The organism is Streptomyces sp. NRRL WC-3742 (assembly GCF_000720635.1).
In the GTDB taxonomy this organism is placed as follows: Bacteria; Actinomycetota; Actinomycetes; order Streptomycetales; family Streptomycetaceae; genus Kitasatospora.
Genome location: NZ_JOCF01000026.1, coordinates 51580 through 72811, shown reverse-complemented (window position 1 = coordinate 72811; position 21232 = coordinate 51580). Strand labels below are relative to the sequence as shown.

The 21232-nt window shown below is 72.4% G+C and carries 24 protein-coding genes; 9 read left to right on the top strand and 15 right to left on the bottom strand.

Going from position 1 to position 21232, the window contains the following annotated elements; all coding sequences use genetic code 11:
• The first annotated feature begins 161 nt into the window (after positions 1 to 161).
• Together IH61_RS0116550 and IH61_RS0116545 are read left to right on the top strand one after the other, a co-directional pair.
• Positions 162 to 1217 carry an LLM class flavin-dependent oxidoreductase gene (locus IH61_RS0116550; protein ID WP_031070331.1) on the top strand — a complete coding sequence of 352 codons (1056 nt, stop codon included), beginning with the start codon at positions 162 to 164 and terminating at the stop codon, positions 1215 to 1217.
• Entirely contained in the window at positions 1214 to 2500 is a 1287-nt protein-coding gene (locus IH61_RS0116545; protein WP_031070329.1) for an LLM class flavin-dependent oxidoreductase, read from the top strand. The genes IH61_RS0116550 and IH61_RS0116545 overlap by 4 nt, the downstream gene beginning before the upstream one ends.
• A gap of 12 nt (positions 2501 to 2512) precedes the next feature.
• Here the strand turns inward: IH61_RS0116545 and IH61_RS46980 are convergent, their stop codons facing one another.
• From IH61_RS46980 to IH61_RS0116530, 3 genes are all read right to left on the bottom strand, one after another.
• Positions 2513 to 3838, bottom strand: coding sequence for a hypothetical protein (locus IH61_RS46980; RefSeq protein WP_031070326.1), 1326 nt, complete (start codon positions 3836 to 3838; stop codon positions 2513 to 2515).
• Between the two features lie 224 nt (positions 3839 to 4062).
• Entirely contained in the window at positions 4063 to 4809 is a 747-nt protein-coding gene (locus IH61_RS0116535; protein WP_031070323.1) for an MBL fold metallo-hydrolase, read from the bottom strand.
• 187 nt (positions 4810 to 4996) lie between these two features.
• Positions 4997 to 5188: a MerR family transcriptional regulator gene (locus IH61_RS0116530; protein ID WP_396285860.1), complete on the bottom strand. Its 192-nt coding sequence runs from the start codon at positions 5186 to 5188 to the stop codon at positions 4997 to 4999.
• 176 nt (positions 5189 to 5364) lie between these two features.
• Between IH61_RS0116530 and IH61_RS0116525 the strand changes: the two genes are divergently transcribed.
• Positions 5365 to 5838: a type II toxin-antitoxin system PemK/MazF family toxin gene (locus IH61_RS0116525; RefSeq protein WP_420713942.1), complete on the top strand. Its 474-nt coding sequence runs from the start codon at positions 5365 to 5367 to the stop codon at positions 5836 to 5838.
• A gap of 9 nt (positions 5839 to 5847) precedes the next feature.
• Here the strand turns inward: IH61_RS0116525 and IH61_RS0116520 are convergent, their stop codons facing one another.
• The 7 genes from IH61_RS0116520 to clpS all read right to left on the bottom strand — a co-directional run bounded on the left by IH61_RS0116520 (position 5848) and on the right by clpS (position 10609).
• Positions 5848 to 6816: a PLP-dependent cysteine synthase family protein gene (locus IH61_RS0116520; protein ID WP_031070316.1), complete on the bottom strand. Its 969-nt coding sequence runs from the start codon at positions 6814 to 6816 to the stop codon at positions 5848 to 5850.
• 74 nt (positions 6817 to 6890) lie between these two features.
• Entirely contained in the window at positions 6891 to 7169 is a 279-nt protein-coding gene (locus IH61_RS0116515) for a MoaD/ThiS family protein (RefSeq protein ID WP_031070314.1), read from the bottom strand.
• A 111-nt stretch (positions 7170 to 7280) separates the two neighbouring features.
• Positions 7281 to 7403, bottom strand: coding sequence for a putative leader peptide (locus IH61_RS49575; protein WP_267884022.1), 123 nt, complete (start codon positions 7401 to 7403; stop codon positions 7281 to 7283).
• A gap of 139 nt (positions 7404 to 7542) precedes the next feature.
• On the bottom strand, positions 7543 to 7974 hold the full coding sequence (locus tag IH61_RS0116505) for a Mov34/MPN/PAD-1 family protein (RefSeq protein WP_031070312.1): 432 nt from the start codon (positions 7972 to 7974) through the stop codon (positions 7543 to 7545).
• A gap of 54 nt (positions 7975 to 8028) precedes the next feature.
• A complete protein-coding gene (locus tag IH61_RS0116500) occupies positions 8029 to 9483 on the bottom strand; it encodes an amino acid permease (protein WP_051837207.1) in 1455 nt (484 codons plus the stop codon).
• Between the two features lie 186 nt (positions 9484 to 9669).
• Positions 9670 to 10245 (bottom strand): DUF2017 domain-containing protein, encoded by a 576-nt coding sequence (locus IH61_RS0116495; RefSeq protein ID WP_031070309.1) that lies wholly within the window; start codon positions 10243 to 10245, stop codon positions 9670 to 9672.
• A gap of 70 nt (positions 10246 to 10315) precedes the next feature.
• Complete coding sequence (gene clpS / locus IH61_RS0116490) at positions 10316 to 10609, bottom strand: ATP-dependent Clp protease adapter ClpS (RefSeq protein WP_031070307.1); 294 nt, start codon at positions 10607 to 10609, stop codon at positions 10316 to 10318.
• 165 nt (positions 10610 to 10774) lie between these two features.
• Here clpS and IH61_RS0116485 point away from each other — a divergent pair, with 165 nt between their 5' ends.
• Positions 10775 to 12091: a nicotinate phosphoribosyltransferase gene (locus IH61_RS0116485; RefSeq protein WP_031070305.1), complete on the top strand. Its 1317-nt coding sequence runs from the start codon at positions 10775 to 10777 to the stop codon at positions 12089 to 12091.
• A 159-nt stretch (positions 12092 to 12250) separates the two neighbouring features.
• A complete protein-coding gene (locus tag IH61_RS0116480; protein ID WP_031070303.1) occupies positions 12251 to 12841 on the top strand; it encodes an isochorismatase family protein in 591 nt (196 codons plus the stop codon).
• Positions 12842 to 12920: 79 nt separating this feature from the next.
• On the opposite strand, the gene IH61_RS0116475 is transcribed toward IH61_RS0116480, so the two are convergent.
• Complete coding sequence (locus IH61_RS0116475) at positions 12921 to 13943, bottom strand: hypothetical protein (protein ID WP_051837205.1); 1023 nt, start codon at positions 13941 to 13943, stop codon at positions 12921 to 12923.
• Between the two features lie 256 nt (positions 13944 to 14199).
• Here IH61_RS0116475 and IH61_RS0116465 point away from each other — a divergent pair, with 256 nt between their 5' ends.
• The gene (locus IH61_RS0116465; RefSeq protein ID WP_031070300.1) at positions 14200 to 14850 is read left to right on the top strand and encodes a hypothetical protein; all 651 of its coding nucleotides are present in this window, start codon (positions 14200 to 14202) and stop codon (positions 14848 to 14850) included.
• Between the two features lie 585 nt (positions 14851 to 15435).
• Positions 15436 to 15984 carry a hypothetical protein gene (locus tag IH61_RS42910; RefSeq protein WP_158845039.1) on the top strand — a complete coding sequence of 183 codons (549 nt, stop codon included), beginning with the start codon at positions 15436 to 15438 and terminating at the stop codon, positions 15982 to 15984.
• Between the two features lie 54 nt (positions 15985 to 16038).
• Here IH61_RS42910 and IH61_RS0116450 read toward each other — a convergent pair whose 3' ends face one another.
• Both IH61_RS0116450 and IH61_RS0116445 read right to left on the bottom strand, forming a co-directional pair.
• Positions 16039 to 16605: a DinB family protein gene (locus IH61_RS0116450; protein WP_051837201.1), complete on the bottom strand. Its 567-nt coding sequence runs from the start codon at positions 16603 to 16605 to the stop codon at positions 16039 to 16041.
• An 81-nt stretch (positions 16606 to 16686) separates the two neighbouring features.
• Entirely contained in the window at positions 16687 to 17085 is a 399-nt protein-coding gene (locus tag IH61_RS0116445; protein WP_031070295.1) for a winged helix-turn-helix transcriptional regulator, read from the bottom strand.
• Between the two features lie 127 nt (positions 17086 to 17212).
• On the opposite strand from IH61_RS0116445, the gene IH61_RS0116440 reads away from it, so the two are divergent.
• Together IH61_RS0116440 and IH61_RS0116435 are read left to right on the top strand one after the other, a co-directional pair.
• The gene (locus tag IH61_RS0116440; protein WP_051837199.1) at positions 17213 to 17890 is read left to right on the top strand and encodes an NAD(P)-dependent oxidoreductase; all 678 of its coding nucleotides are present in this window, start codon (positions 17213 to 17215) and stop codon (positions 17888 to 17890) included.
• A 95-nt stretch (positions 17891 to 17985) separates the two neighbouring features.
• On the top strand, positions 17986 to 18549 hold the full coding sequence (locus tag IH61_RS0116435; protein ID WP_031070291.1) for a GNAT family N-acetyltransferase: 564 nt from the start codon (positions 17986 to 17988) through the stop codon (positions 18547 to 18549).
• Here the strand turns inward: IH61_RS0116435 and mycP are convergent.
• Complete coding sequence (mycP, locus tag IH61_RS0116430) at positions 18543 to 19847, bottom strand: type VII secretion-associated serine protease mycosin (protein WP_051837197.1); 1305 nt, start codon at positions 19845 to 19847, stop codon at positions 18543 to 18545. The two genes, IH61_RS0116435 and mycP, sit on opposite strands and share 7 nt — an antisense overlap.
• A 42-nt stretch (positions 19848 to 19889) precedes the next feature.
• Positions 19890 to 21212, bottom strand: a complete 1323-nt coding sequence (locus IH61_RS44570) for a WXG100 family type VII secretion target (protein ID WP_078911148.1) — start codon at positions 21210 to 21212, stop codon at positions 19890 to 19892.
• Positions 21213 to 21232 lie beyond the last annotated feature (20 nt).

The window sequence follows — 21232 nt, the reverse complement described above, 5'->3', positions numbered from 1 at the left end:
GCCGACCCCTTCCCCCGCCGCCGCCCGGCTGAGTCCCGCCCGGCGCCGGCAGTCCTCCCCGCCCGCCTCAGGGCGTGTCTTCACGCACCCGCCGCACCCCCGTGCCCGTACGTACGGGACGGCCGCCGGCGTGCGTCCGCACGAGGAAAGTCAGGCTCAGCATGCCCCGTCCGCTGCACCTCTCCGCCGCCATCGACAGCCCCGGCCACTTCGAGGCCGGGCACTACGCCCGCCTCGCCCGCCTCGCCGAGGGCGCCGGCCTGGACTTCGTCACCCTGGACGACTCCTTCGCCGCCGAGCCGCGCCGCCCCGACGCGCTTGCCACGTTCTCCCGGATCGCCCCGCTGACCAGCCGGGTCGGCCTGGTGCCCACCGTCACCACCACCCACACCGAGCCCTTCCACACCTCGATCTCCGTCAACACCCTGGACTGGGTCAGCGAGGGCCGGGCCGGCTGGCTGGTCGGCGTCTCCAGCACCGAGGCCGAGGCCAAGGCGTTCGGCCGCCGCCCGGTCGCCCCCGTCGACGAACTGTGGCAGGAGGCTGCGGACGCCGCCGAGGTCGCCGCCCGGCTCTGGGACAGCTGGGAGGACGACGCGGAGATCCGCGACGCCGCCACCGGCCGGTTCATCGACCGCGACAAGCTCCACTACATCGACTTCGAGGGCCCGCGCTTCTCCGTCCGAGGCCCCTCCATCACCCCGCGCCCGCCGCAGGGCCGCCCGGTCGTGGTCGTCCCCGTGGCCGCCGCCGACCTCGCCCCGGACGCCACCGCGGGCGGCCGCGCCCGGGTGGCCACCGCCATCCGGCACGCAGACGTCGTCCTGCTCGACGCCCCCGACCGCGCCGCCCGCCTCACCGCCGCCACCGAACTGCGGCTGCGCTCCGGCGAGAACCTGCGCATCCTCGCCCGGATCGCCGCCCCGCTCCCCTACCGCGCCGCCGAGGACCGGCTGCTCGCCGAACTCACCGCCACCGGCACCGGCGTGGACGGCTACCACCTGGTACCCGAGGAGCCGGAACGCGACCTGACGGCCTTCGCCGAACACCTCGCCCCCACCCTGCGCGAGGCCGGGCTGCTGCGCGCCGACCAGCCGGGCCGCACCCTGCGCGACCGCCTCGGCCTGGCCCGCCCGGCCAGCCGCTACACCGCCACCACTGCCACCACTGCCACTGGCACCACCGCCCCCACCGCCCTCGCCGAGGTGACCCGATGACGGACCGTCCGCTCAAGCAGATCCACCTGGCCGCGCACTTCCCCGGCGTCAACAACACCACGGTGTGGAGCGACCCGGCCGCCGGAAGCCACATCGAGTTCGACTCCTTCCGCCACCTCGCGCAGACCGCCGAACGCGGAAAGTTCGACTTCTTCTTCCTCGCCGAGGGCCTGCGGCTGCGCGAGACCAACGGCCGCATCCACGACCTGGACGTGGTCGGCCGCCCCGAGTCGATCACCGTGCTGAACGCGCTCGCCGCCGTCACCGAGCGGCTGGGCCTGGCCGCCACCGTCAACGCGACCTTCAACGAGCCGTACGAACTCGCCCGCCGCTTCGCCACCCTGGACCACCTCTCCGGCGGTCGCGCGGCCTGGAACGTGGTCACCTCCTCCGACGCGTTCACCGGGGAGAACTTCCGCCGCGGCGGCTACCTCGACCGCGCCGACCGCTACACCCGCGCCGCCGAATTCGTCGAGCTGGCAAGGGAGTTCTGGGACGCCGACGAGGACGGCGCCCGTCACAGCGGCCCGCAGTTCGAGGTCGAGGGCCGGCTCTCCCTGCCCCGCCCGCCGCAGGGCCACCCGGTGGTCATCCAGGCCGGGGACTCCGACGAGGGCCGGGAGTTCGCCGCCGCCCACGCCGATGTGATCTTCAGCCGGCACTCCACCCTCGCCGAGGGCCAGGCGTTCCACACGGACGTCAAGCGCCGCCTCGCCGCGTACGGGCGCAAGCCGGACGAACTGAAGATCCTGCCCGGGGCCACCTTCGTCCTCGGCGACACCGACGCCGACGCCGCCGAGATCGCCGCCGAGGTCCGCCGCGCCCAGGTCAGCCCGCAGACCGCGATCAACTTCCTCGAGCAGGTCTGGGGCGTCGACCTCTCCGACCACGACCCGGACGGGCCGCTGCCCGCCTTCGACCCCGACCCGGACAGCGCCCTGATCCAGGGCCGCGTCCGCCACGCCGACCCGGTGGCCACCGCCGAGCGCTGGCGGGCCGTGGCGGCGGAGAAGAAGCTGACCAGCCGTGAACTCGTCATCGAGCTGACCGGCCGACAGTCCTTCGTCGGCTCCCCCGCCACCGTCGCCGAGCGGATCAACCACTTCGTGCAGAACGACGCCTCGGACGGCTTCATCCTCGTCCCCCACATCACCCCCGGCGGGCTGGACGAGTTCGTCGACCGCGTCGTGCCCCTCCTCCAGGAGCGCGGCGTCTTCCGCACCGAGTACACCGGCTCCACCCTGCGCGACCACCTGGGCCTCCCCGTCCCGGGGCGCCGGTAGGGCCTGTCGGCGTCAGCGCGTCGCGCGGCGGCGCCGGACCAGGGCGAGCACCCCGGCGCCGCCGCCGAGCAGCAGGGCCGCGATGCCCGCGGCCGGACGGTCCCAGCCGGTGTCGGCCCCGGTGGCGGCGAGGCTCCCGCCCGCCTCCGCCGGGTGCTCCGACCACGGGGTCACGCCGCCGTCCGCCGCGATCAGGGGCTTCTCCTCCTGGGGCGCGGCGGCGGCCGCGGCCACCGGCGCGACGTCGGTGAGCGACCGGGCCGGAGCCGGGGCGCCGCCCGTCCTCGGCGCGGGGGCGGCGCCCTGGTCGGCCGGGGTGGACGCTGGGTCCGGCACGGTGGTCGGCGCGCTCGGCGCGGGCGCCGAGGGGGCGAGGACCTGCACGGACGCACCGGCCGAGCACATGGTGGTGCCCCGGAACGGCATGTCCGGGCCCTCGTTGACGAACACACAGGGGTTCAGCGAGGTCCTGCCGAGCGGCATGTCGGCGGGGAAGGTCACCCGGACCCGCTTGACGCCGTAGCTCCCGGGAGCGGCGGAGGAGTCGCGGCCCTCGACGTAGAAGCCCGCCGGGTCGTCCGGGATGCCGACGACCGGCGCGAGCACGGACCAGGTGCCGTCCGTGCCCCGGACCTCGACCTTGGCGTGCCGGTCGGCGAACAGCACGTTGCCGAGGTCGGTGTAGGCGGACGGGGTCGGGTTCGTGAGCTGCACCTCGAACTCGATCGGCGCACCGCCGGCGACCGCCGTCACGGGCACCCCGACCATCGAGTTGGAGATCGAGCCGACCACGATCGTACGGGTGTCGGGAAGCGTCTCGGCCGGTGCGTCCTGCGGGCCCTTGGCGGTGCTCCGGAGGCTGATGGTGGGGCCGACACCGCCGTTGGTGGCGCCGTTGTGCGGCTCGCCCATGGGGGCGCCGATGCGCAGCCGGATTTCCTTCCCTCCCCGGGGGACGAGGATCGCACCGGTGACGCCGCTGCTCACCGTCCGGTCCGCCTCGGTGCGGACGGTCAGCGGCACGCTCTCCCAGGCGCCCCGCGCGTTGACGTAGTCGAGGCTCAGGGCGTGCGGCGGGGTGCCGGTGGCGGTGTCGATCGAGAGTTCGAGCGTGACGGCGAGGTCCCGGTCCCACCGGTTGCCGACGGTCTCGGTGAACTCGACGGGCCCGCCCGCGAAGCCGATCTCGTTCGGGGCGTGGACGGTGAGGCTGAGCGGTCCGGACTCGGCGGAGGCCGGGGTGGCGAGCACGGCGCCTCCGGCGAGCAGTGCGGAGGTGAGCGCGACCGCCGGAACGAGGCGGCGGGCCTGGCGCAGGGCGCGGTTGGTCGTACGCATGGGAATCCCCCCTGGATTCTGCGTTCCGGCACGGCCGAGCCGCATCCGGGCAGCACGAAGCAAGCCTGGTCGATGGGTGTGTGTCGCGGCCGTGCCCGATGGGCCGGCCGGTGCGGCGGTGTTCCCGCCTCTCATCCACTAGGACGTGCGGGTGCCCCGGGGGTTGCAGGTGGGTTCCGAGGTTTTTTCGGGGATCTTCGAAACCCCGTCCGACCTGGGCCGATTCAGATCTCGTACACCGCGCCGGGCGCGGCGAGGTCGACCGGTCCGTCGTAGGCGGCCGCGGCGTCGCGGCGGTTGTGCTCGGCGTCCGTCCACGGGGGGATGTGGGTGAGGACGAGCCGGCGGGCGCCGGCGGCGGTGGCGTGTTCGCCGGCCTCGCGGCCGTTGAGGTGGACGGCCCGGTAGGTGTCGCGGCCGTCGATGTAGGCGGCTTCGCAGAGGAACAGGTCGGTGTCGCGGGCGAGTTCGACGAGTTCGGCGCTCTCGCCGGTGTCGCCGGAGTAGACGAGGGAGCGGCCGTCGTGCTCGACGCGGAAGGCGAAGGCGTCGACGGGGTGGTTGACGCGGGCGACGTCGACGCGGAACGGGCCGAGGCGGAAGGTGCCGGGGGTGAGGGTGCGGAACTCGAAGACCTCCTTCATCCCCGGGTTCTCCGGCATGTCGTAGGCGCGGGCGAGGCGTTCGGCGGTGCCGGGGGGGCCGTAGACGGGCAGGAGTTCGGGGCAGCCTTCGGCGCGGTAGTTGCGGGCGACCCAGTAGGCGCACAGGTCGACGCAGTGGTCGGCGTGCAGGTGGCTGAGGAGCACGGCGTCGACGTCGTACAGGCCCGTGTACTTCTGCAGCGCGCCGAGGGCTCCGTTGCCGAGGTCGAGGACGATGCGGTAGCCGTCCGCCTCGACGAGGTAGCTGGAGCAGGGGGAGTCGGCGGACGGGAAGCTCCCCGAACACCCCACCACGGTCAGTTTCATCCGAGCCCCTCCGCCCCGACACGTCCTGGCTGCTGCTGGAAAACGGCAGGCCGGGCCGGGTGGACCGGCCGGTAGCACTGCTTTGGTGTGTCGAGGGTAAGGGCGGCGGGGCACTTTGCCCCCGTCCCCGTGCCGGGCTGTGGCTGGAATCACCAGAAGGGTGGGGCCGCGCGCGGAGCGGCGGTGATCAGCGACTGCGGGGGCGGTTGCGGGCCCAGGCGCGGATGGTGTCCGGGTACCAGCGGGGGTGGCCGCTGCCGTCGATGACGTCCGGGTCGGGCAGCAGGCCGTGGCGGCGGTAGTTGCGGACGGTCTCGGGCTGGACGTTGATGTGGCGGGCGATCTCGCCGTAGGACCACAGGTCGTTCCTCACGGGCACCTCCGGGGGCGGGGCGGGTGTCGTGAGGCAGCTTTTCCGGGCGTTCTGTGGTGTTCACGGCAGAACGGGCGCCGTGGCAGATCCGTGACGAACCGGGAGCACCGTGCGGACAAATGGCCACCGGTCACTCCGGTCACGGTGGTCGCGCCCGCCGCCGGGCCGGTACGGTTCGCGGAATGAGTGGCATGAGTGGTCTGAGCGGTGTCCTGCTGGTCCTGGCGGTGGTGGGCGTGGCCGTGGTCGCGGCCGTCGCGGGGGCACTGGTACGGCGTTCCCGTACGGCTGCCGCACCGCGGACGTCCGCCGCTCCGCGCGCGGCCGGGCCGCGGACGACGGGCCCGCGTCCGCAGGAGATCTGGTGGGCGCAGGTGCCGTTCGAGGACGGCCCGGGCGCGAAGGACCGCCCCTGCCTGGTGCTGCGGGTGAACGGCCGGACGGCGACGGTCGCGAAGATCACCAGCAAGCAGCACGCCCGCCCCGGGGTGCTGGCGCTGCCGCCCGGTTCGACGGGCGACCGCCAGGGGCGGGCGAGCTGGCTGGAGACGGACGAGCTGCGCGAGGTGCCGCTGCGGGACTTCCGCCGCCGTACGGGCACGGTGGACGGGCAGGTCTGGGCCCGCGTCCAACGCGAGGTCCAGGGCCGGAGCTAGGGGCCGGAGCTAGGCCCAGAGCTGGCCCTGGAGCGCCTCGACGGCGGCCTCGTCGGTCTCGGCGGTGTAGATGCCGGTGGACAGGTACTTCCAGCCGCCGTCCGCGACGACGAAGACGATGTCGGCGCGCTCCCCCGCCGCCGCGGCCTTGCGGCCGACGCCGATGGCGGCGTGCAGGATGGCGCCGGTGGAGACGCCCGCGAAGATGCCCTCCTGCTGGAGGAGTTCGCGGGTGCGGCGGACGGCGTCGGCGGAGCCGACGGAGAAGCGGGTGGTGAGGACCTCGGCGTCGTACAGCTCGGGGACGAAGCCCTCGTCGAGGTTGCGCAGCCCGTAGACCAGGTCGTCGTAGCGCGGTTCGGCGGCGACGATCCTCACGCCGGGGACCTTCTCGCGCAGGTAGCGGCCGACGCCCATGAGGGTGCCGGTGGTGCCGAGGCCCGCGACGAAGTGGGTGACGGTCGGCAGGTCGGCGAGGATCTCGGGGCCGGTGCCGGCGTAGTGGGCGCCGGCGTTGTCGGGGTTGCCGTACTGGTAGAGCATGACCCAGTCGGGGTGCTCGGCGGCGGTCTCCTTGGCGATGCGCACGGCGGTGTTGGAGCCGCCTGCGGCCGGGGAGGAGATGATCTCGGCGCCCCACATGCGCAGGAGTTCGCGCCGTTCCTCGCTGGTGTTCTCGGGCATCACGCAGACCATGCGGTAGCCCTTGAGCTTGGCGGCCGTGGCGAGGGAGATGCCGGTGTTGCCGCTGGTGGGCTCGAGGATGGTGCAGCCGGGGGTGAGCCGGCCGTCGGCCTCGGCGCGCTCGATCATGTGCAGCGCGGGGCGGTCCTTGACGGAGCCGGTGGGGTTGCGGTCCTCCAGCTTGGCCCAGAGGTTCACCAGGCCCTCGGTGTTGCCGGGTACGGCGGCGGACAGCCGGGGCAGGCGCACCAGCGGGGTGTTGCCGACCGCTTCGAGCGGACTGTCGTAACGCAAGGGGGCCTCCGGCCACGGCGTCGAGGGTGCACGAGGTTGGCTCCCCCCGCCGTGTCGGCGGGGGGAGCCGGAGATCAGCGGGCGCCGCCGGCGACGGCGGGCAGGATGGTGACGCTGTCGCCGTCGGCGAGGGCGGTGGAGATGCCCTCCAGGAAGCGCACGTCCTCGTCGTTGAGGTAGACGTTCACGAAGCGGCGCAGCTCGCCGCCCTCGAGGAGGCGGGCGGCGATGCCCGGGTGGCGGGCGTCGAGGTCGGTGAAGAGTTCGCCGAGGTTGGTGCCGTTGCCCTCGACGGCCTTCGCGCCGTCGGTGTAGGTGCGGAGGATGGTCGGGATGCGGACCTCGATGGCCATGGGTGCGCTCCTGTGCGAGTCGTGTGGGGTGGGTGGGCCGCAGCGGGCGCGGCAGGGCGGTGCCCCGGGCTCGACGCCTCGGTGGTGGCGGGGCCCGGGTGGGGGGGTCGGCTATCGGCGCGAGCGCGCGGGCGTGCCGGGACAGATCGCGCCGGCGTGCCGGCACAGGTCGATGTGCAGGCGCGCCACGAGGCGGGTGCCCGGGGCCTGGTTGCTCACATCGACGGAACGCATGGGCTCATCGTATAGATTCCCGGGCCCGCGGGGACATGCCCGTCTCATGGTGCGGATGTTCCCGTTCCCAGGGGTGAGACGACACGGGCCCGCCGACCGCTCGCACGGGGTCGGCGGGCCGCGTCCAGGTGGGTGCTGGTCAGGCCGGGTAAGCCTCGACGACCTGGACGTCTTCCTCTGTGATCTCGCCGTCCAGGATGCGGAACGAGCGGAACTGGTACGGATCGTCCTCGCCGTGGCCTTCGGCGGTGGAGACGAGGACGTAGTGGGCCTGGGGCTCGGAGGCGTAGCTCACGTCGGTGCGGGAGGGGTACGCCTCGGTGGCGGTGTGCGAGTGGTAGACGATCACGAACTCCTCGTCGCGGTCGTCCATCTCGCGGTGCAGCTTGAACAGGTCGCCCGAGTCGAACTCGTAGAAGGTGGGCGAGCGGGCGGCGTTGAGCATCGGGATGAACCGCTCGGGCCGGTCGCTGCCGGCCGGTCCGGCGACCACGCCGCAGGCTTCGTCCGGGTGGTCGGCGCGGGCGTGGGCCACGATCCGGTCGCGGAGTTCTCGGGTGATGGTCAGCATGTGGTCAGGATAGACACGCCCCGGCGCGCCTTCGCCGGGGCGTCCGAGCCTCGGTCAGTGGGTGTCCACGTTTCCGTCGCGGGCGTGCAGGTGGTCGTGGGCGAGGCCGTGGACGGCCTGCGGGTTGCGGCGCTTGAGCACCTGGTAGCCGACGACGAGGAGCAGCGCCCAGCAGGGGAAGACGTACAGGGAGATGCGGTTGTCCTTGTCGAGGGCGATGAGGACCACGACCATCGCGAGGAAGGCGAGGGCGGCCCAGCTGGTCCAGGTGCCGCCGGGGGCCTTGAAGGTGGGCGGCGGCAGGTGGCCGCCCTTCCACGCCTTCCGGTAGCGGATCTGGGAGACGAGGATCATCGCCCAGGTCCAGATGCCGCAGACGGTGGCGACGGAGGTGATGTACTCGAACGCCCGCTCCGGGACGAGGCGGTTGAGGATCACGCCGGCACCCATCAGCAGGCAGGAGACGGTGATCGCGAACGCCGGGGTGCGGCGGGTGTTGAGCGCGGTGAGCCGGCCGGGGGCCTGTCCGCGCAGGGCGAGGTCACGCAGCATGCGGCCGGTGGAGTACATGCCGGAGTTGCAGGAGGACAGGGCCGCGGTGAGCACGACGAAGTTGATGATGCCGGCGGCCGCGGGGATGCCGATCTTGCCGAAGGCGGCGACGAACGGGCTGACGCCGGGCTGGAATTCGGTCCACGGGACGAGGGAGAGGATGACGGCCAGGGCGCCGATGTAGAACAGCGCGATGCGCCAGGGCAGGGTGTTGATGGCGCGCGGGAGGGTCTTCCGGGGGTTCTCGCTCTCGCCCGCGGTGACGCCGACGAGTTCGACGCCGAGGTAGGCGAACATGACGATCTGCAGGGTCATCACGGTGGCGCCGATGCCCTTGGGGAAGAAGCCGCCGTTCTGCCAGAGGTGGGTGACCGACGCGGTGTCACCGGCCTTGCTGAAGCCGAGGGTCAGGACGCCGATGCCGATGAGGATCATGCCGATGATGGCGGTGACCTTGACCATGGAGAACCAGAACTCGATCTCGCCGAACAGCTTCACGGAGATCAGGTTGGCCGCGTAGAGGATGACCAGGAAGACCAGGGCGCTGAGCCACTGGGGGATGTCGGGGGCCCAGAAGCGGACGTAGACGGCGGCGGCGGTGGTCTCGGCCATGCCGGTGACGACCCAGAAGAGCCAGTACGTCCAGCCGGTGACGTAGCCGGCGAAGGGGCCGAGGAACTCGCGGGCGTACTCGGCGAAACTGCCGGAGACGGGGCGGTAGGTGAGCAGTTCGCCCAGGGCGCGCATGATCGCGAAGATGACCACGCCGGCGACGGCGTAGGAGAGGATCAGGCTCGGCCCGGACTTGGAGATCGCGGTGCCGGCGCCGAGGAAGAGGCCCGTGCCGATCGCCCCGCCGATGGCGATCATCTGGATCTGACGGCTGCCCAGTCCCCGCTCGTACCCCTCCTCGTCCGGTGCGGTGTCGACGACTTGGTCATACGGCTTCTCGGCCATGGGAACCGTCCTGGTGGGTCTCGTGGGGTGGGGAAGTCGTACCACGGAGCGTTCGGACAGCGGTGTTCATCTGAGCGATATTTGAGCATGTACTGATAGGGTTTCGCCCGTTTTGAACGGAAAAGCCCCGGCCGACCGTCCAGATACTGGACGATTCGACCGGGGCGTGCCCGGAGGCGGGCAGGATCAGTCCGCGATCGCCTCCAGCAGCGACTCCTGGAGCGCGCCGAACCAGAGGTAGGCCACGACCAGCGGCTTGCGCTCGTCGCCGTCCGGCAGGTCGTAGAGGCCCTGCTCGTCCTCCTCGGTGACCTCCAGCCGGGAGCCGAGGACGAGCCGTACGTCGTTCAGCGCGCCGAGCCAGTGCAGGCACTCGGGGGCCGCCAGCTTCAGCAGGCCCCCGTCACCGAAGCCGTTCAGCGAGTGGACGACGGCAAGGGCGTCCTCGCGCTTGCGGGTGCGCAGGTCGGGCTCGGTGTAGCGGCGGAACTCGCCGGACGCCTCCCTGCTCTCGGCGTCCTCCGGCTTGCCCGGGTCGCCGTAGGCGTCGGGGAAGAGCCGGGCCAGCGCCGGATCGGCAGGCGCCTCCGTCGGCCCCTCGGCGAACAGCGCGGCCAGCGGGTCGCCGCCGTCCTCGCCGCCCGGGCCGGGGCCGATCAGTTCCAGCATCTGCACCTCGAAGGTGCGCAGGATGGCGACCTCCAGCTCGTCCAGCGCGAGCGCGGCGCCGCCGTCTCCGGTGCTCTCGAACAATGCGGCCATCTGTATCGGTCAGCCCGTCCTCGTCGTCTCGGTCCCCCGCGGGTTCGGTCTCCCGCGGATGCGGGTGGGATCAGTCGTGCTGGAGCGTGGCCCAGAGGCCGTAGCCGTGCATGGCCTGCACGTCCCGCTCCATCTCCTCGCGGGTGCCGCTGGAGACCACTGCCCGGCCCTTGGTGTGCACGTCCATCATGAGCTTGCGGGCCTTGTCCTTCGGGTAGCCGAAGTAAGCCTGGAAGACGTGCTGGACGTAGCTCATCAGGTTGACCGGGTCGTTGTGCACGATGGTCACCCAGGGCGTGTCCGGTTCGAGCACCGGTTGTCCTTCGACCTCCGGGCGCTCGATCTCCACGGGCGCGACACTCACCGCCGGGCCTCCTTCGCCGCGCAGGCGTCTGCGCTCTCGTCCATTACCCCGTCCATGACCCCTCCTGCCCCATGCTGCCATCCGGGGGACCCCCGGGCGATTCCGCCCCGGTGCACAGCACGAGAAATCGTCACTTTGACGCTAAGTGGTAGTAGCATCATCCTCATGGACGCCACTTCAGTGCGCGCGGCCGCGTCGACCGCGCTCCTCACCGACCGCTACGAGCTCACCATGCTGCAGGCCGCCCTGCGCAGCGGAGCCGCGCACCGCCGATCCGTCTTCGAGGTGTTCACCCGGCGCCTGCCCTCCGGCCGCCGCTACGGCGTCATGGCCGGCACCGGCCGGGTGCTCGACGCGGTCGAGAACTTCCGCTTCGACACCGCCCAACTGGACTGGCTCGCCTCCCAGGGCGTCGTCGACGAGGACACCCTCTCCTTCCTCTCCGGCTACCGCTTCCGCGGCGACATCCACGGCTACCCCGAGGGCGAGGTCTACTTCCCCGGCTCGCCGCTGCTCACCGTCGAGGGCAGCTTCGCCGAGGCGGTGATCCTGGAGACCGTCATCCTGTCGATCCTCAACTTCGACTCGGCGATCGCGGCTGCCGCCTCCCGGATGACCGCCGCCGCCGGAGGCCGTCCGGTCATCGAGATGGGCGCCCGCCGGGCCCACGAGCAGGCCGCCGTGGCCGCCGCCCGCGCCGCGTACGTCGCCGGGTTCGCCGCCACCTCCGACCTCGCGGCCGGCTTCACCCACGGCATCCCGACCACCGGAACGGCCGCGCACGCCTTCACCCTGGTGCACGACACCGAGCGGGACGCCTTCCGCGCCCAGATCGCCTCGATGGGCAGGGGAACCACCCTGCTGGTCGACACCTTCGACCTGCGCGAGGCCGTCCGCACCGCCGTCGAGGTGGCCGGGCCCGAACTGGGCGCCGTGCGCATCGACTCCGGTGACCTCACCCTGCTCGCCCACCGGGTGCGCCGCCAGCTGGACGAACTCGGCGCCTCCAAGACCCGGATCATCGTCACCTCGGACCTCGACGAGTACGCCATCGCCGCCCTGGCCGCCGCGCCCGTGGACGGCTACGGCGTCGGCACCAGCCTCGTCACCGGCAGCGGGCACCCCACCTGCGCGATGGTCTACAAGCTCGTCGCCCGCGAGGAGCGCCCCGGCGGGCCGCTGATCCCCGTCGCCAAGCGCGCGGCCGGCGGCAAGACCAGCGTCGGCGGCCGCAAGTGGGCCGCCCGCCGGCCCGACGCCGAGGGCGTGGCCGAGGCCGAGGTCGTCGGCACCGGTCCCGTGCCGGCCGACCTGGAGGCGCACCTGATCCAGGTGCCGCTGGTGAAGGCCGGCGAGACCGTCGGGCGCGAGCCGCTGACCGCCGCCCGCGAGCGCCACGTGCGCGCCCGCTCCGCCCTGCCCCTGTCGGCCACCCAGCTCTCCAAGGGCGAGGCGGTCATCCCCACCGAACTCCTCGTCTGACGGCCCGCCGGGGTCGGGGCGCACCCGGGAGCGCGCACGGGCGGCGGACACAACCCTTCCGCCCCCGCGCGCCACTCCCTAGAGTCAGCCGTAGAGTTCCCCTACTCCCCCACTCCTACATCCGATACATCCGAACTCCCACATCCGAGGACGCGAACCATGCACCGGGCACTGATCGTCGTCGACGTGCAGAACGACTTCTGCGAGGGCGGCAGCCTGGCCGTCGCCGGCGGCGCGGAGGTGGCCGCCGCCATCACCGACCTGATCGCGGAGTCCTCCCCCGGCTACCACCACATCCTCGCCACCCGCGACCACCACCTCGACCCGGGCGACCACTTCTCCGTCGAACCCGACTTCGTCCGCAGCTGGCCCCCGCACTGCGTGGCCGGCACCGAGGGCGTGGGCTTCCACCCCAACTTCGCGCCCGCGGTGATCTCCGGCGCGGTGGAGGCGGTGTTCGACAAGGGCGCCTACTCGGCGGCGTACAGCGGCTTCGAGGGGCTGGACGAGAACAACCGCGGCCCGGTGGAGTGGCTGCGCGAGCGGCAGGTCGACGAGATCGACGTGGTCGGCATCGCCACCGACCACTGCGTGCGCGCCACCGCGCTGGACGCCGCCCGGGCGGGGTTCCGCACCCGGGTACTGCTGGACCTCACCGCCGGGGTGTCGGCGCAGACCACCGCCGAGGCGCTGGAGGAGCTGCGGGAGGCCGGGGTCGAGCTGGTCGGCAGCCCGGTCGTCCGCTCGTAGGGCGCGGCTCGGGGGCGGCTCGGGGCGTTCGGGCTCGGGTCGGGGCGTTCGGGGGCGGCTCGGGGCGTTCGGGCTCGGGTCAGACCACCAGCAGTTCCACCACGTCCGTCCCGCCCACCCGGTGGGCCTCGCACAGCTCCTCGCGGACGGCCTCCGGTTCGGCGGCGAGCCGGGCGCCGGAGACGTACACCACCCGGAGGCCCAGGTACTCCATCCGGTGCTGGCCGCCGCGCACCCAGGCGGCCTCGCCCTCGCTCACGCAGCGCAGGTCCGAGTCCACCTCGACGGCGACGCCGCGGTGCGGCCAGTACAGGTCGGGGACGGCGATGTACGTGCCGCCGCGCATCCGCAGCTCGGGGGCCCCGAGCGGGACGGGCAGCTGCCACCGGTCGGCCAGCCGGCGGAGCTCCTCGCGCACGAAGTCCCGTTCGGCGGCGAGGAGTTCGTCCAGGGCGGCGCGCACCTGCGGTTCGGCCGTCAGGCCGCAGTCGGCGAGCTCCCCCACCAACTCCCGTACCGTGCAGCGGCCTTCGGTGCGGGCACCCCCGGTCCTGGCCACGGCCTCGCGCAGCACCTCGCGCACCGGGGCCGCGCCACCGCCCGGCTGCGCCGTCCACTCCAGCAGCGCGTCGGCCACCGCCCGGGCCACCGGGGCGCAGGCCAGCCCGTGCACCGAGCGGGCCTCCAACTCCCGTTCCGTACGCAGGATCCGGACCTCGCCGACGTCCTTGAGGCGGCGCTGGCGGGGCACCAGGACGTCCACCCCGGTCACCGCCGGAAGGCGGGGCACGGCGGCGAAGCCGTACAGTGCCAGCGCAGCCGTGCCGGTGATCACCGCGCCCGCGCGGCGGCCCTCCTCGCGGCCGTTCTGCGCCGCGTACAGCAGCGCGGCCCACATCCGCTGCTCCGGGGTCGGCTCGCCGGACTGCAGCAGGTAGACCCTCGGCAGCAGCCGCTGCCAGGGGCCGCCGCGGCGGCAGTGCCCGGTGACGACCCGGGCCGGCACGCCCCGGGCGCGCAGCTGGCTCGCGGTGACGACGTTCTGCTGACGCTTCGCCAACTCCTCGAGGGACGGCGGCGGCGAGGGAATCCGGTAGCTCATGCCGACACCATCCCCAACCGCCCGGGCCCGCGACCGGCCGCCTGACGCACTGTTACTCAACCGTCGCGAAACCGGGACCAGCCTGCACTAAAGTCCTCATACCCTCACTCATTCGGAGGATTTGTCTTTCGTATGCTTGTCGGATCTGATCGAAAATGATCACCCACCTGGGGATCTGACCCAGCGTGATCAAGGGCATACGCCGAGGGACTCCCCGGGCGTCAATCTCACCCCGAAGATTGCCTAGGCTTACGTCATGTCACGTGACGAGACCGCCGGCCTCCGCGCGGCCCAGCTCCGCCTCGGCCGCCTGCCCGGATACGTCCGCCGCCCGGACCCGGCCCGCCGCAGCGGGGAGAAGGGCCATACGTACAAGAAGGGCTGGGAGGTCCGCTTCACCGCCCGCAGCGAGGCGGAGATAGCGGAGATCCGCGACCTCGTGGTCGCCGCAGGATTCGCCCCGGCCAGACCCTTCTTCAAGGGCCACCAACTCATCCAGCCGGTCTACGGTATGGCGGCCGTTCAGGCGTACCTGGCCGCTAGACAGATGGCGGAGGAACACGCCGCCCGCGCCGCACTCGGACGCAGACGGCAAGCGCCGGGGGCGCGCGCGGGCAGTGCGCACGCCGGAGGGGCCGCGCACCAGCCGGGCGCATCGCATCAGGGCTCCGGCGCGGGGCACCGGTACGACCGGGAGGAGGCCGCGGTGACCGCCGCCACCGCCTCGGCCGGCTCGGCCGGCTCGGCCGCTGCCTCGGTTGCCGTCTCGGCCGCCGCCGAGCTCGCCCGGAAGCGGGCCGTGGAGGCGTTCCCCTCGCAGGTCGAGCGGAGCACCGCGGCCGACGACCGGGCCGTGCCGCTCCTCCCGCCGCAGGTCACCCCCGGGGAGGTCCACACGCCTCGTTGACCGTCACATCCCGTACCACGTCCCGCACTTGACGACCGGGACGTGGTCGACATGCACCGTGGCGACCGACAGGCGCGGGACCGTCCCGACCACCGCCCGATCCACCGCCCGGCGATCCGGTGCGCCGTCACCGCGACGAGCGCACCGCCCATCCCCCACCGCTCGTGGGTGTGCGGACCACCACCGACACGGGCGCAGGAGAGGTTGTGCAGGCGGTAGTGCGGGTACGGGTTCGCGCCGTGGGCGTGGACGCGGGCCGCCGCAGGGCCTACGGTGGCACATCAACCGCACCGCGGCCGTTGCCGTGCTCCGCCCTCCGACCAGCCTCTGACCAGCCACGACGTGCTCGCAACAAGTCCTCCCGCACCACCGCAGGACGCTCCCCGTCGCCCCCCGGGCCACGGCCCTCCCCCGGCTCCCACCACACCCACCGCTCCACGGCTCCGACCGCCACCGGAACCGGACGGCCGGCGACGGGTTCCGGGCATTCCATCGGATTGGTCACCCAGTGCACCGGGGGCCTACCGTAGAGTGAGCACAGATGATCGACCGTCAGATACCCATCTCCCTTGCCGAGAAGACGAGATGACCAACCGTCACATGGGGTCCACCAGTCCGGCCGAGGAGGCCGGATCGGACGGACCGGAGGGCCTACCGCCGGGCGCGCCACCGGAGGTACTGCCGCAGGTGCCACCGGACGTGCCGCTGGAGTTCGCTGCCTTCTGCGAACTCCACCGCCCCCGGTACCTCAGCTATGCCCGGGTGTGGCTGGCCGAGCACGCCGCCGCGGCCACCGCCGTCCAGCAGGCGTTCGCCGAAATCGCCGTCCAGTGGCGCGAGCTGCTCGGCAGCTCCAACCCGACCGCGCGGGCCTGGCAGATCCTGCGCGGCACCGTCGCCGAACACAGCACCCACCGCGCGTCCACGAACCCGGCCGACCCGACCGACCCCACCGTCCTGCGCCGGGTGGACACCACCGAGCAGGACCGCCGGCCCGTCGACGACGACCTGGCGATCCTGCACTACGTGGTCGGACTGGCCGCGCCCGAGATCGCCGACGTCATCGGCACCGACACCGCGAGCGTCGCCGGGCGCCTGCGGCGCACCATGCTGCGCGAGGCCACCGGCTGGTGAGGGCGCGGGCTGGTGAGGGCGCGGGCTGGTGAGGGAAGCGACTGATCAGGGCTCCTAGACCCGCTCGCCCGTCACGTCGGAGAGGTGGTGGACCGGGTCGTGGATCAGGTAGCGGGAGAAGGACTCCACCGTGAAGCGGGCCCCGTCGCTGCGGTCACCGGTGCGCAGCCACTGCTCCCCCGCCACGGCCTCGAAGGCTGCGGCCAGCGTCTGCGCGGCCTCCGCCAGCTCCCCCGCCACCACATCCGGCCGCTGCTCGCCGTAGCGCCCGGCCACGGCCGTCTCGTCCTGGTCCCAGTTCGGGAAGAGCGGGCCGTCCTCGTCGAGCATCAGGTTCAGCCGGACGTGGAACAGCCGGAAGACGTCCCGGACGTGGCAGGCGTACTCCAGCGGCGACCACACCGCCGGCTCCGGACGCAGGCGCAGCCCGTCCTCCTCCCCGCCCAGGACGGCCAGCCAGCCCTCGGCGTTCGCCCGGATCATCCCGGCGACCTCCTCCCGCACCACCGCCGGGGTGTTCAACCCGCAGTCGGGGCACGGGCGTTCCAGGACCCAGGTCCAGTCCTTGGTGTCGGGGACGATCTCCTCGGCCGCGCTCGCGGCGTGCTGTTCGGTGCTCATGGGCCCAGCATCGCCGCCGCGCCACCCCGCCCACCAGCGGCAGGACCGCCAGCCGTCGCCGAAATGCCGCCAGGTCGCGACTCAGTTCTCGTGCTCGTGCTCGTGCTCGCGCTCGTACTCCGCCCGGGCCTCGAGCAGGCCCCGCAGGTTCTCGCGGCTCCACGCGCACACCGCGTCCATCGGCCCGAGCAGCGTGCGGCCCAGCGACGTCAGCGCGTACTCGACCCGGGGCGGGTTCTCGGCGAACTCCGTCCGCGACACCACGCCGTCCTGCTCCATCGACCGCAGCGACTCCGCCAGCACCTTCGCGGTGATCGCCCCCAGCGGCACCCGCAGCTCCGAGAACCGGCGCGGGCCGCCCTCCAGGCAGCGGATGATCTTCCAGGCCCACTTCCTGCTCCCCAGCACCGGCACGGTCTGCACCGGGCAGTCGGCGGGGAAGAAGTCCGCCGACAGCGGCTCCAGCACGCTCTGCGTCATGCCCCCGACCGTACCCCCGGCCCCCGCGCGGGCGCGCCGGTACCGTTGAAGTAACCGGCACCCCCTGACCTACCGTCCCCTCAACGGCGGGCGACAGCGCCCGCCCACGAGCGGAACGGACACCGCCATGGGCAGCACTCAGGACGTGGCTCAGGACGTCACTCAGGGCATCACCGACGTCATCGTCTACGGCGCGGGCGGCCAGGTCGGCCGGGCCGTCGTCGCCGAGGCCCGCCGCCGCGGCCTCACCGTCACCGCCGCCGTCCGCGACCCCGCCCGCCACGCCGAACTCGCCGGCCCCGGCGTACGGCTGGTGGCCTGCGACGTCACCGACGCGGCCGCCGTCGCCGCCACCGGGCAGGGACACCGGGCCGCCGTCAGCTCCGTCTACACCCCGGACACGCCGTCCACCGAGTTCTACGGCGCCGCCACCACCGCCCTCGTCACGGGCCTCGGCCGGGCCCGCGTGCAGCGGCTCGTCAGCGTCGGCGTCGCCACCACCCTGGAGACCGCACCCGGCGTCGCCGTCCACGACGACCCCGCCTTCCCCGCCGAGTACCGCGCCTTCTCGCTCGGCCACGCCGCCGCCCTCGACCTGCTCCACACCTCCCCCGCCGACCTCGACTGGGTCGTCGTCACCCCGCCCATGGACCTCGACCGCACCGCCCCCGGCACCGGCCGCTACCGCAGCGGCGGCCCCCAGGTCCTCGGCACCCGCATCGCCCAGGCCGACCTCGCCGTCGCCGTCGTCGACGAACTCACCACCCCCGCCCACCACCGCCGGCAGATCGCCGTCGCCGACTGAGCCCGCGGCCGGGAGGCCAGGCGGCCCGGAGGCCCGGCGGCTCGGGCTCGCAAAACACGTGGACGAACGGACGGGCAGCCGCCGATCCTGGCGCCATGACCACCCACCTCGGCGCCCTCACCGTGAAGCCCACCCTCCACGGGCCGACCGTCCGCCTCGTCCCCCTCAGCGCCCGCCACACCGACCCGATGTGGCAGATGTGCGCCGACGAGGACATCAAACGGCTCACCGGCACCCGCACCACCTTCACCCGCGACCGGATCGAACAGTGGTGCACCACCCGCGCCGACCAGCCCGACCGCCTCGACCTCGCCGTCGAAGACCCCACCACCGGCCAGTTCCTCGGCGAAACCGCCCTCAACGACCTCGACCCCGACAACTCCTCCGCCGGCTTCCGGATCGCCCTCACCCCGGCCAACACCGGCCGCGGCCTCGGCACCGAAACCGCCGTCCTCATCCTGCGCCACGCCTTCGAGACCATCCGCCTCCACAGCGTCCACCTCGACGTGTACGAGTACAACGAACGCGCCATCCGCGCCTACGAGAAGGCCGGCTTCGTCCTCGAAGGCCGCGCCCGCCAGTCCCACCACTGGGACGGGCGGTACTGGGACACCCTGTACATGGCGGCGCTACGGGAGGAGTGGCTCGCCACTCACTGACGCGGCGGGGCGGGCGGCGGAGGGGGAGAAGAAGGAGTCGGGGCGTAGGAGTGGGGATGCGGATACGGAGACAGCGCCGCCTCCTCCGCCGCCCGCCGCTTCCGCCGCGTCCGCCGCCGCGAACGGACCACGAGCACGACCACCAGCACCACGACCCCGACCACCGCCAGGCCCCCGGCCGCGACGATCGCCACGGCGATCAGATCGCCGGTGTCGTCGGCGGTGTGGTCAGGTACCACTGGGGCGATGCTCGGCTCGTCCGTGGGGTCGTCCGCCGGCGGGTCGCCCTGGGACTCCTTGCGCGTCAACAGCGGATTGTCCCGTGGGCCGTTGTCGACTGCCGGATTCACCTCCAGCGCCTTCGCCGGCGAGACCGACCCGTAGCCGTACCGATCGCTCGGCACCTTCGACCCATCCGCCGGCTTGGTAGCCGTGGTGATCATCCGGTTGATGACCTGTCCAGCGGACAGGTTCGGATACTTGGAACGAATCAGGGCAGCAGTCGCGGAGACGTAGGCGGTGGAGTCGGAGGTACCGCTCGCCATCCCGTAGCTCGTCGACGACTTGGCCGTGGCTCGGATTATCTCTGCGCCGGGCGCGACGAGGGTGGTCTCGGGACCCGACGTGGACCGATCCCACAGGGCCCCCTTGAAATCGACCGCCCCGACAGCCACCACTCCGGGGAAGGATGCCGGGTATTCCACAGGCTCAGAACTGTCGTTTCCGGTGCTGGCCACCAGCACCACGTCCTTCGACACCGCGTAGGCGACAGCCTTACGGGACTCCAGATCGAACCGGAACCTCCCACCGAGGGACATGCTGATGACCTTGGCGCCGTGATCCACCGCGAATCGAATCGCCCGAGGCAGTTCGTTGACTGCGAAGGAGTAGTCGTCGGTACCCAACTTGATCTTCACCGGAAGGATCTTCACCTTCGGCGCCAAACCCATCACGCCGACTTGTGAGCCATGGCCGTGTCCAGCGATCAAGCTGGCCATCCCGGTGCCGTGACCGTCGCCGTCCGAACGGCCGTCCGTGTTGGCGCCGGTGAAGTCGGCCCCCGGAAGTACCTGCCCGGTCAGGTCCTGATGATCCTGGTTGACCCCGCTGTCGATCACGGCGACGACCACGCCCTCGCCCTGACTCACCGGCCAGACCTTCGTCTCAGCCTCGAACGACTTCAGAGCCCACTGCTGGTCACGGATCTCGTCGGCCGACACCGCCGGTGCCACCAGGCCCCAGAGCAGTGCCCCGACGGCAAGGACCGCCGCCCCCCGAGCCAACTGGCGGCGCGTCACCTAGTTCACCCCACTCAGATCAACTGTCCGTCAACAGACGCCTCATTTCACCACGTTCGGATTGGTCGGCCGGTCCGACGCCCAGGTTTCCTCGTCCTCGACGAGGTAGTCCGGCCGTTTGCCGTCCTTCCCCCTGCCCCTCCTTCGGCCATGGCCATCGCCCATCGGAACACCATGAGGCATGGCCCCGGCAGTGCCGATGCCCGTGTCGCCGCGCAGTCGCCCGCGAGCTCCCAGGCCCGAACCACCTTCCGTGAAAGCCTGCTTGGCGCCCTCGCCGATCCCCGGCCTTACCACTGGACCAGCCACGGACTTGGCGACAGCACCACGCCCCACTTCTCCGGCGACCGCTCGACCATCGCGCGGACCGATTCCCTCCATCGGCAGCCCTCCCGGCCCGACGATCGGCGCGCCGGTCACTGGGCCGGCGGGCCGTGCATCCGGCCCTCCACCGCCGAACGGGCCGACAGTCGGGGTGGCCGCCGGCGTGGTGTTCAGCACCGAAGTCTGGGCCCCGGCGGTTGCGGGGCTTGGAACACTCCCGCTCGGTTGGGACACCGGAGTTCCGGAGATCCCTGAAGTAGTGTCTCGGCTTCCTGGCCCTGGCTCCTTGGGCGGAGCCTGCGCAGTTCCGCCCTTGATGCCCGAGTCAGTCGGAGCAGACACGCTCTTCGCCTGGATGGTCGGCGACTTCGGCATCGAAGACGTGGACTGCTGCGTCCTCGAACCCGTCGTCATCCGTACCGGTGCTACTCCAGCTGCCGTCCCCGACACCACGGCGGCCGCCGCCGCTGCGCTGCTGGGGTCCGCCTGCGACCCGTAGTCACTGGGTTTGTCATCACGATGCCCCCCGGTCCCCAAGGGCGGCGGGGTCTTCAGTCCCGGGGTCGCGATCCGGTAGTGCATCGCGAGTGTCTGCATCACCTGGGCCGCTTCCGCCTTCCGGCGGGCGGTGATGCCTACGTGCTCGTCCTCGCCATCGCCCGTCACGAAGTCGACGAAGTCGCTCGCCGTGTCCTTCGTCTTGTCCCAGATGCCCGGTTCCTCGGGCATGTCCCGCTTGGCCTTCGCCATCGCCTCGGACATGTTGTGCAGCGTGTTCCCGGCGTCCTGGGCGTACGCGGCAGCCTGGTTCAGGCTGTTGGACAGGTCGAGCATCCGCTTGTGGAACGCCTCGCTCGTGGGGCCTTCCCAGGTGCCGACGGCCTCGCTGCTGTACTTGGCGAGGCGTTGGCGGATGTCCTTGAGGGTTTCGGCCGCCTTGTGCCACGGGTCGCCTGCCGCCATGACCGCGCCGGGGTTGAGCGCCTTGGCCATCTTGCGCAGTTCGGCGTGGCTGAACTGGTTGAAGTTGGTGTAGCCCATGGCGGCGTTCGCCTCCGTTC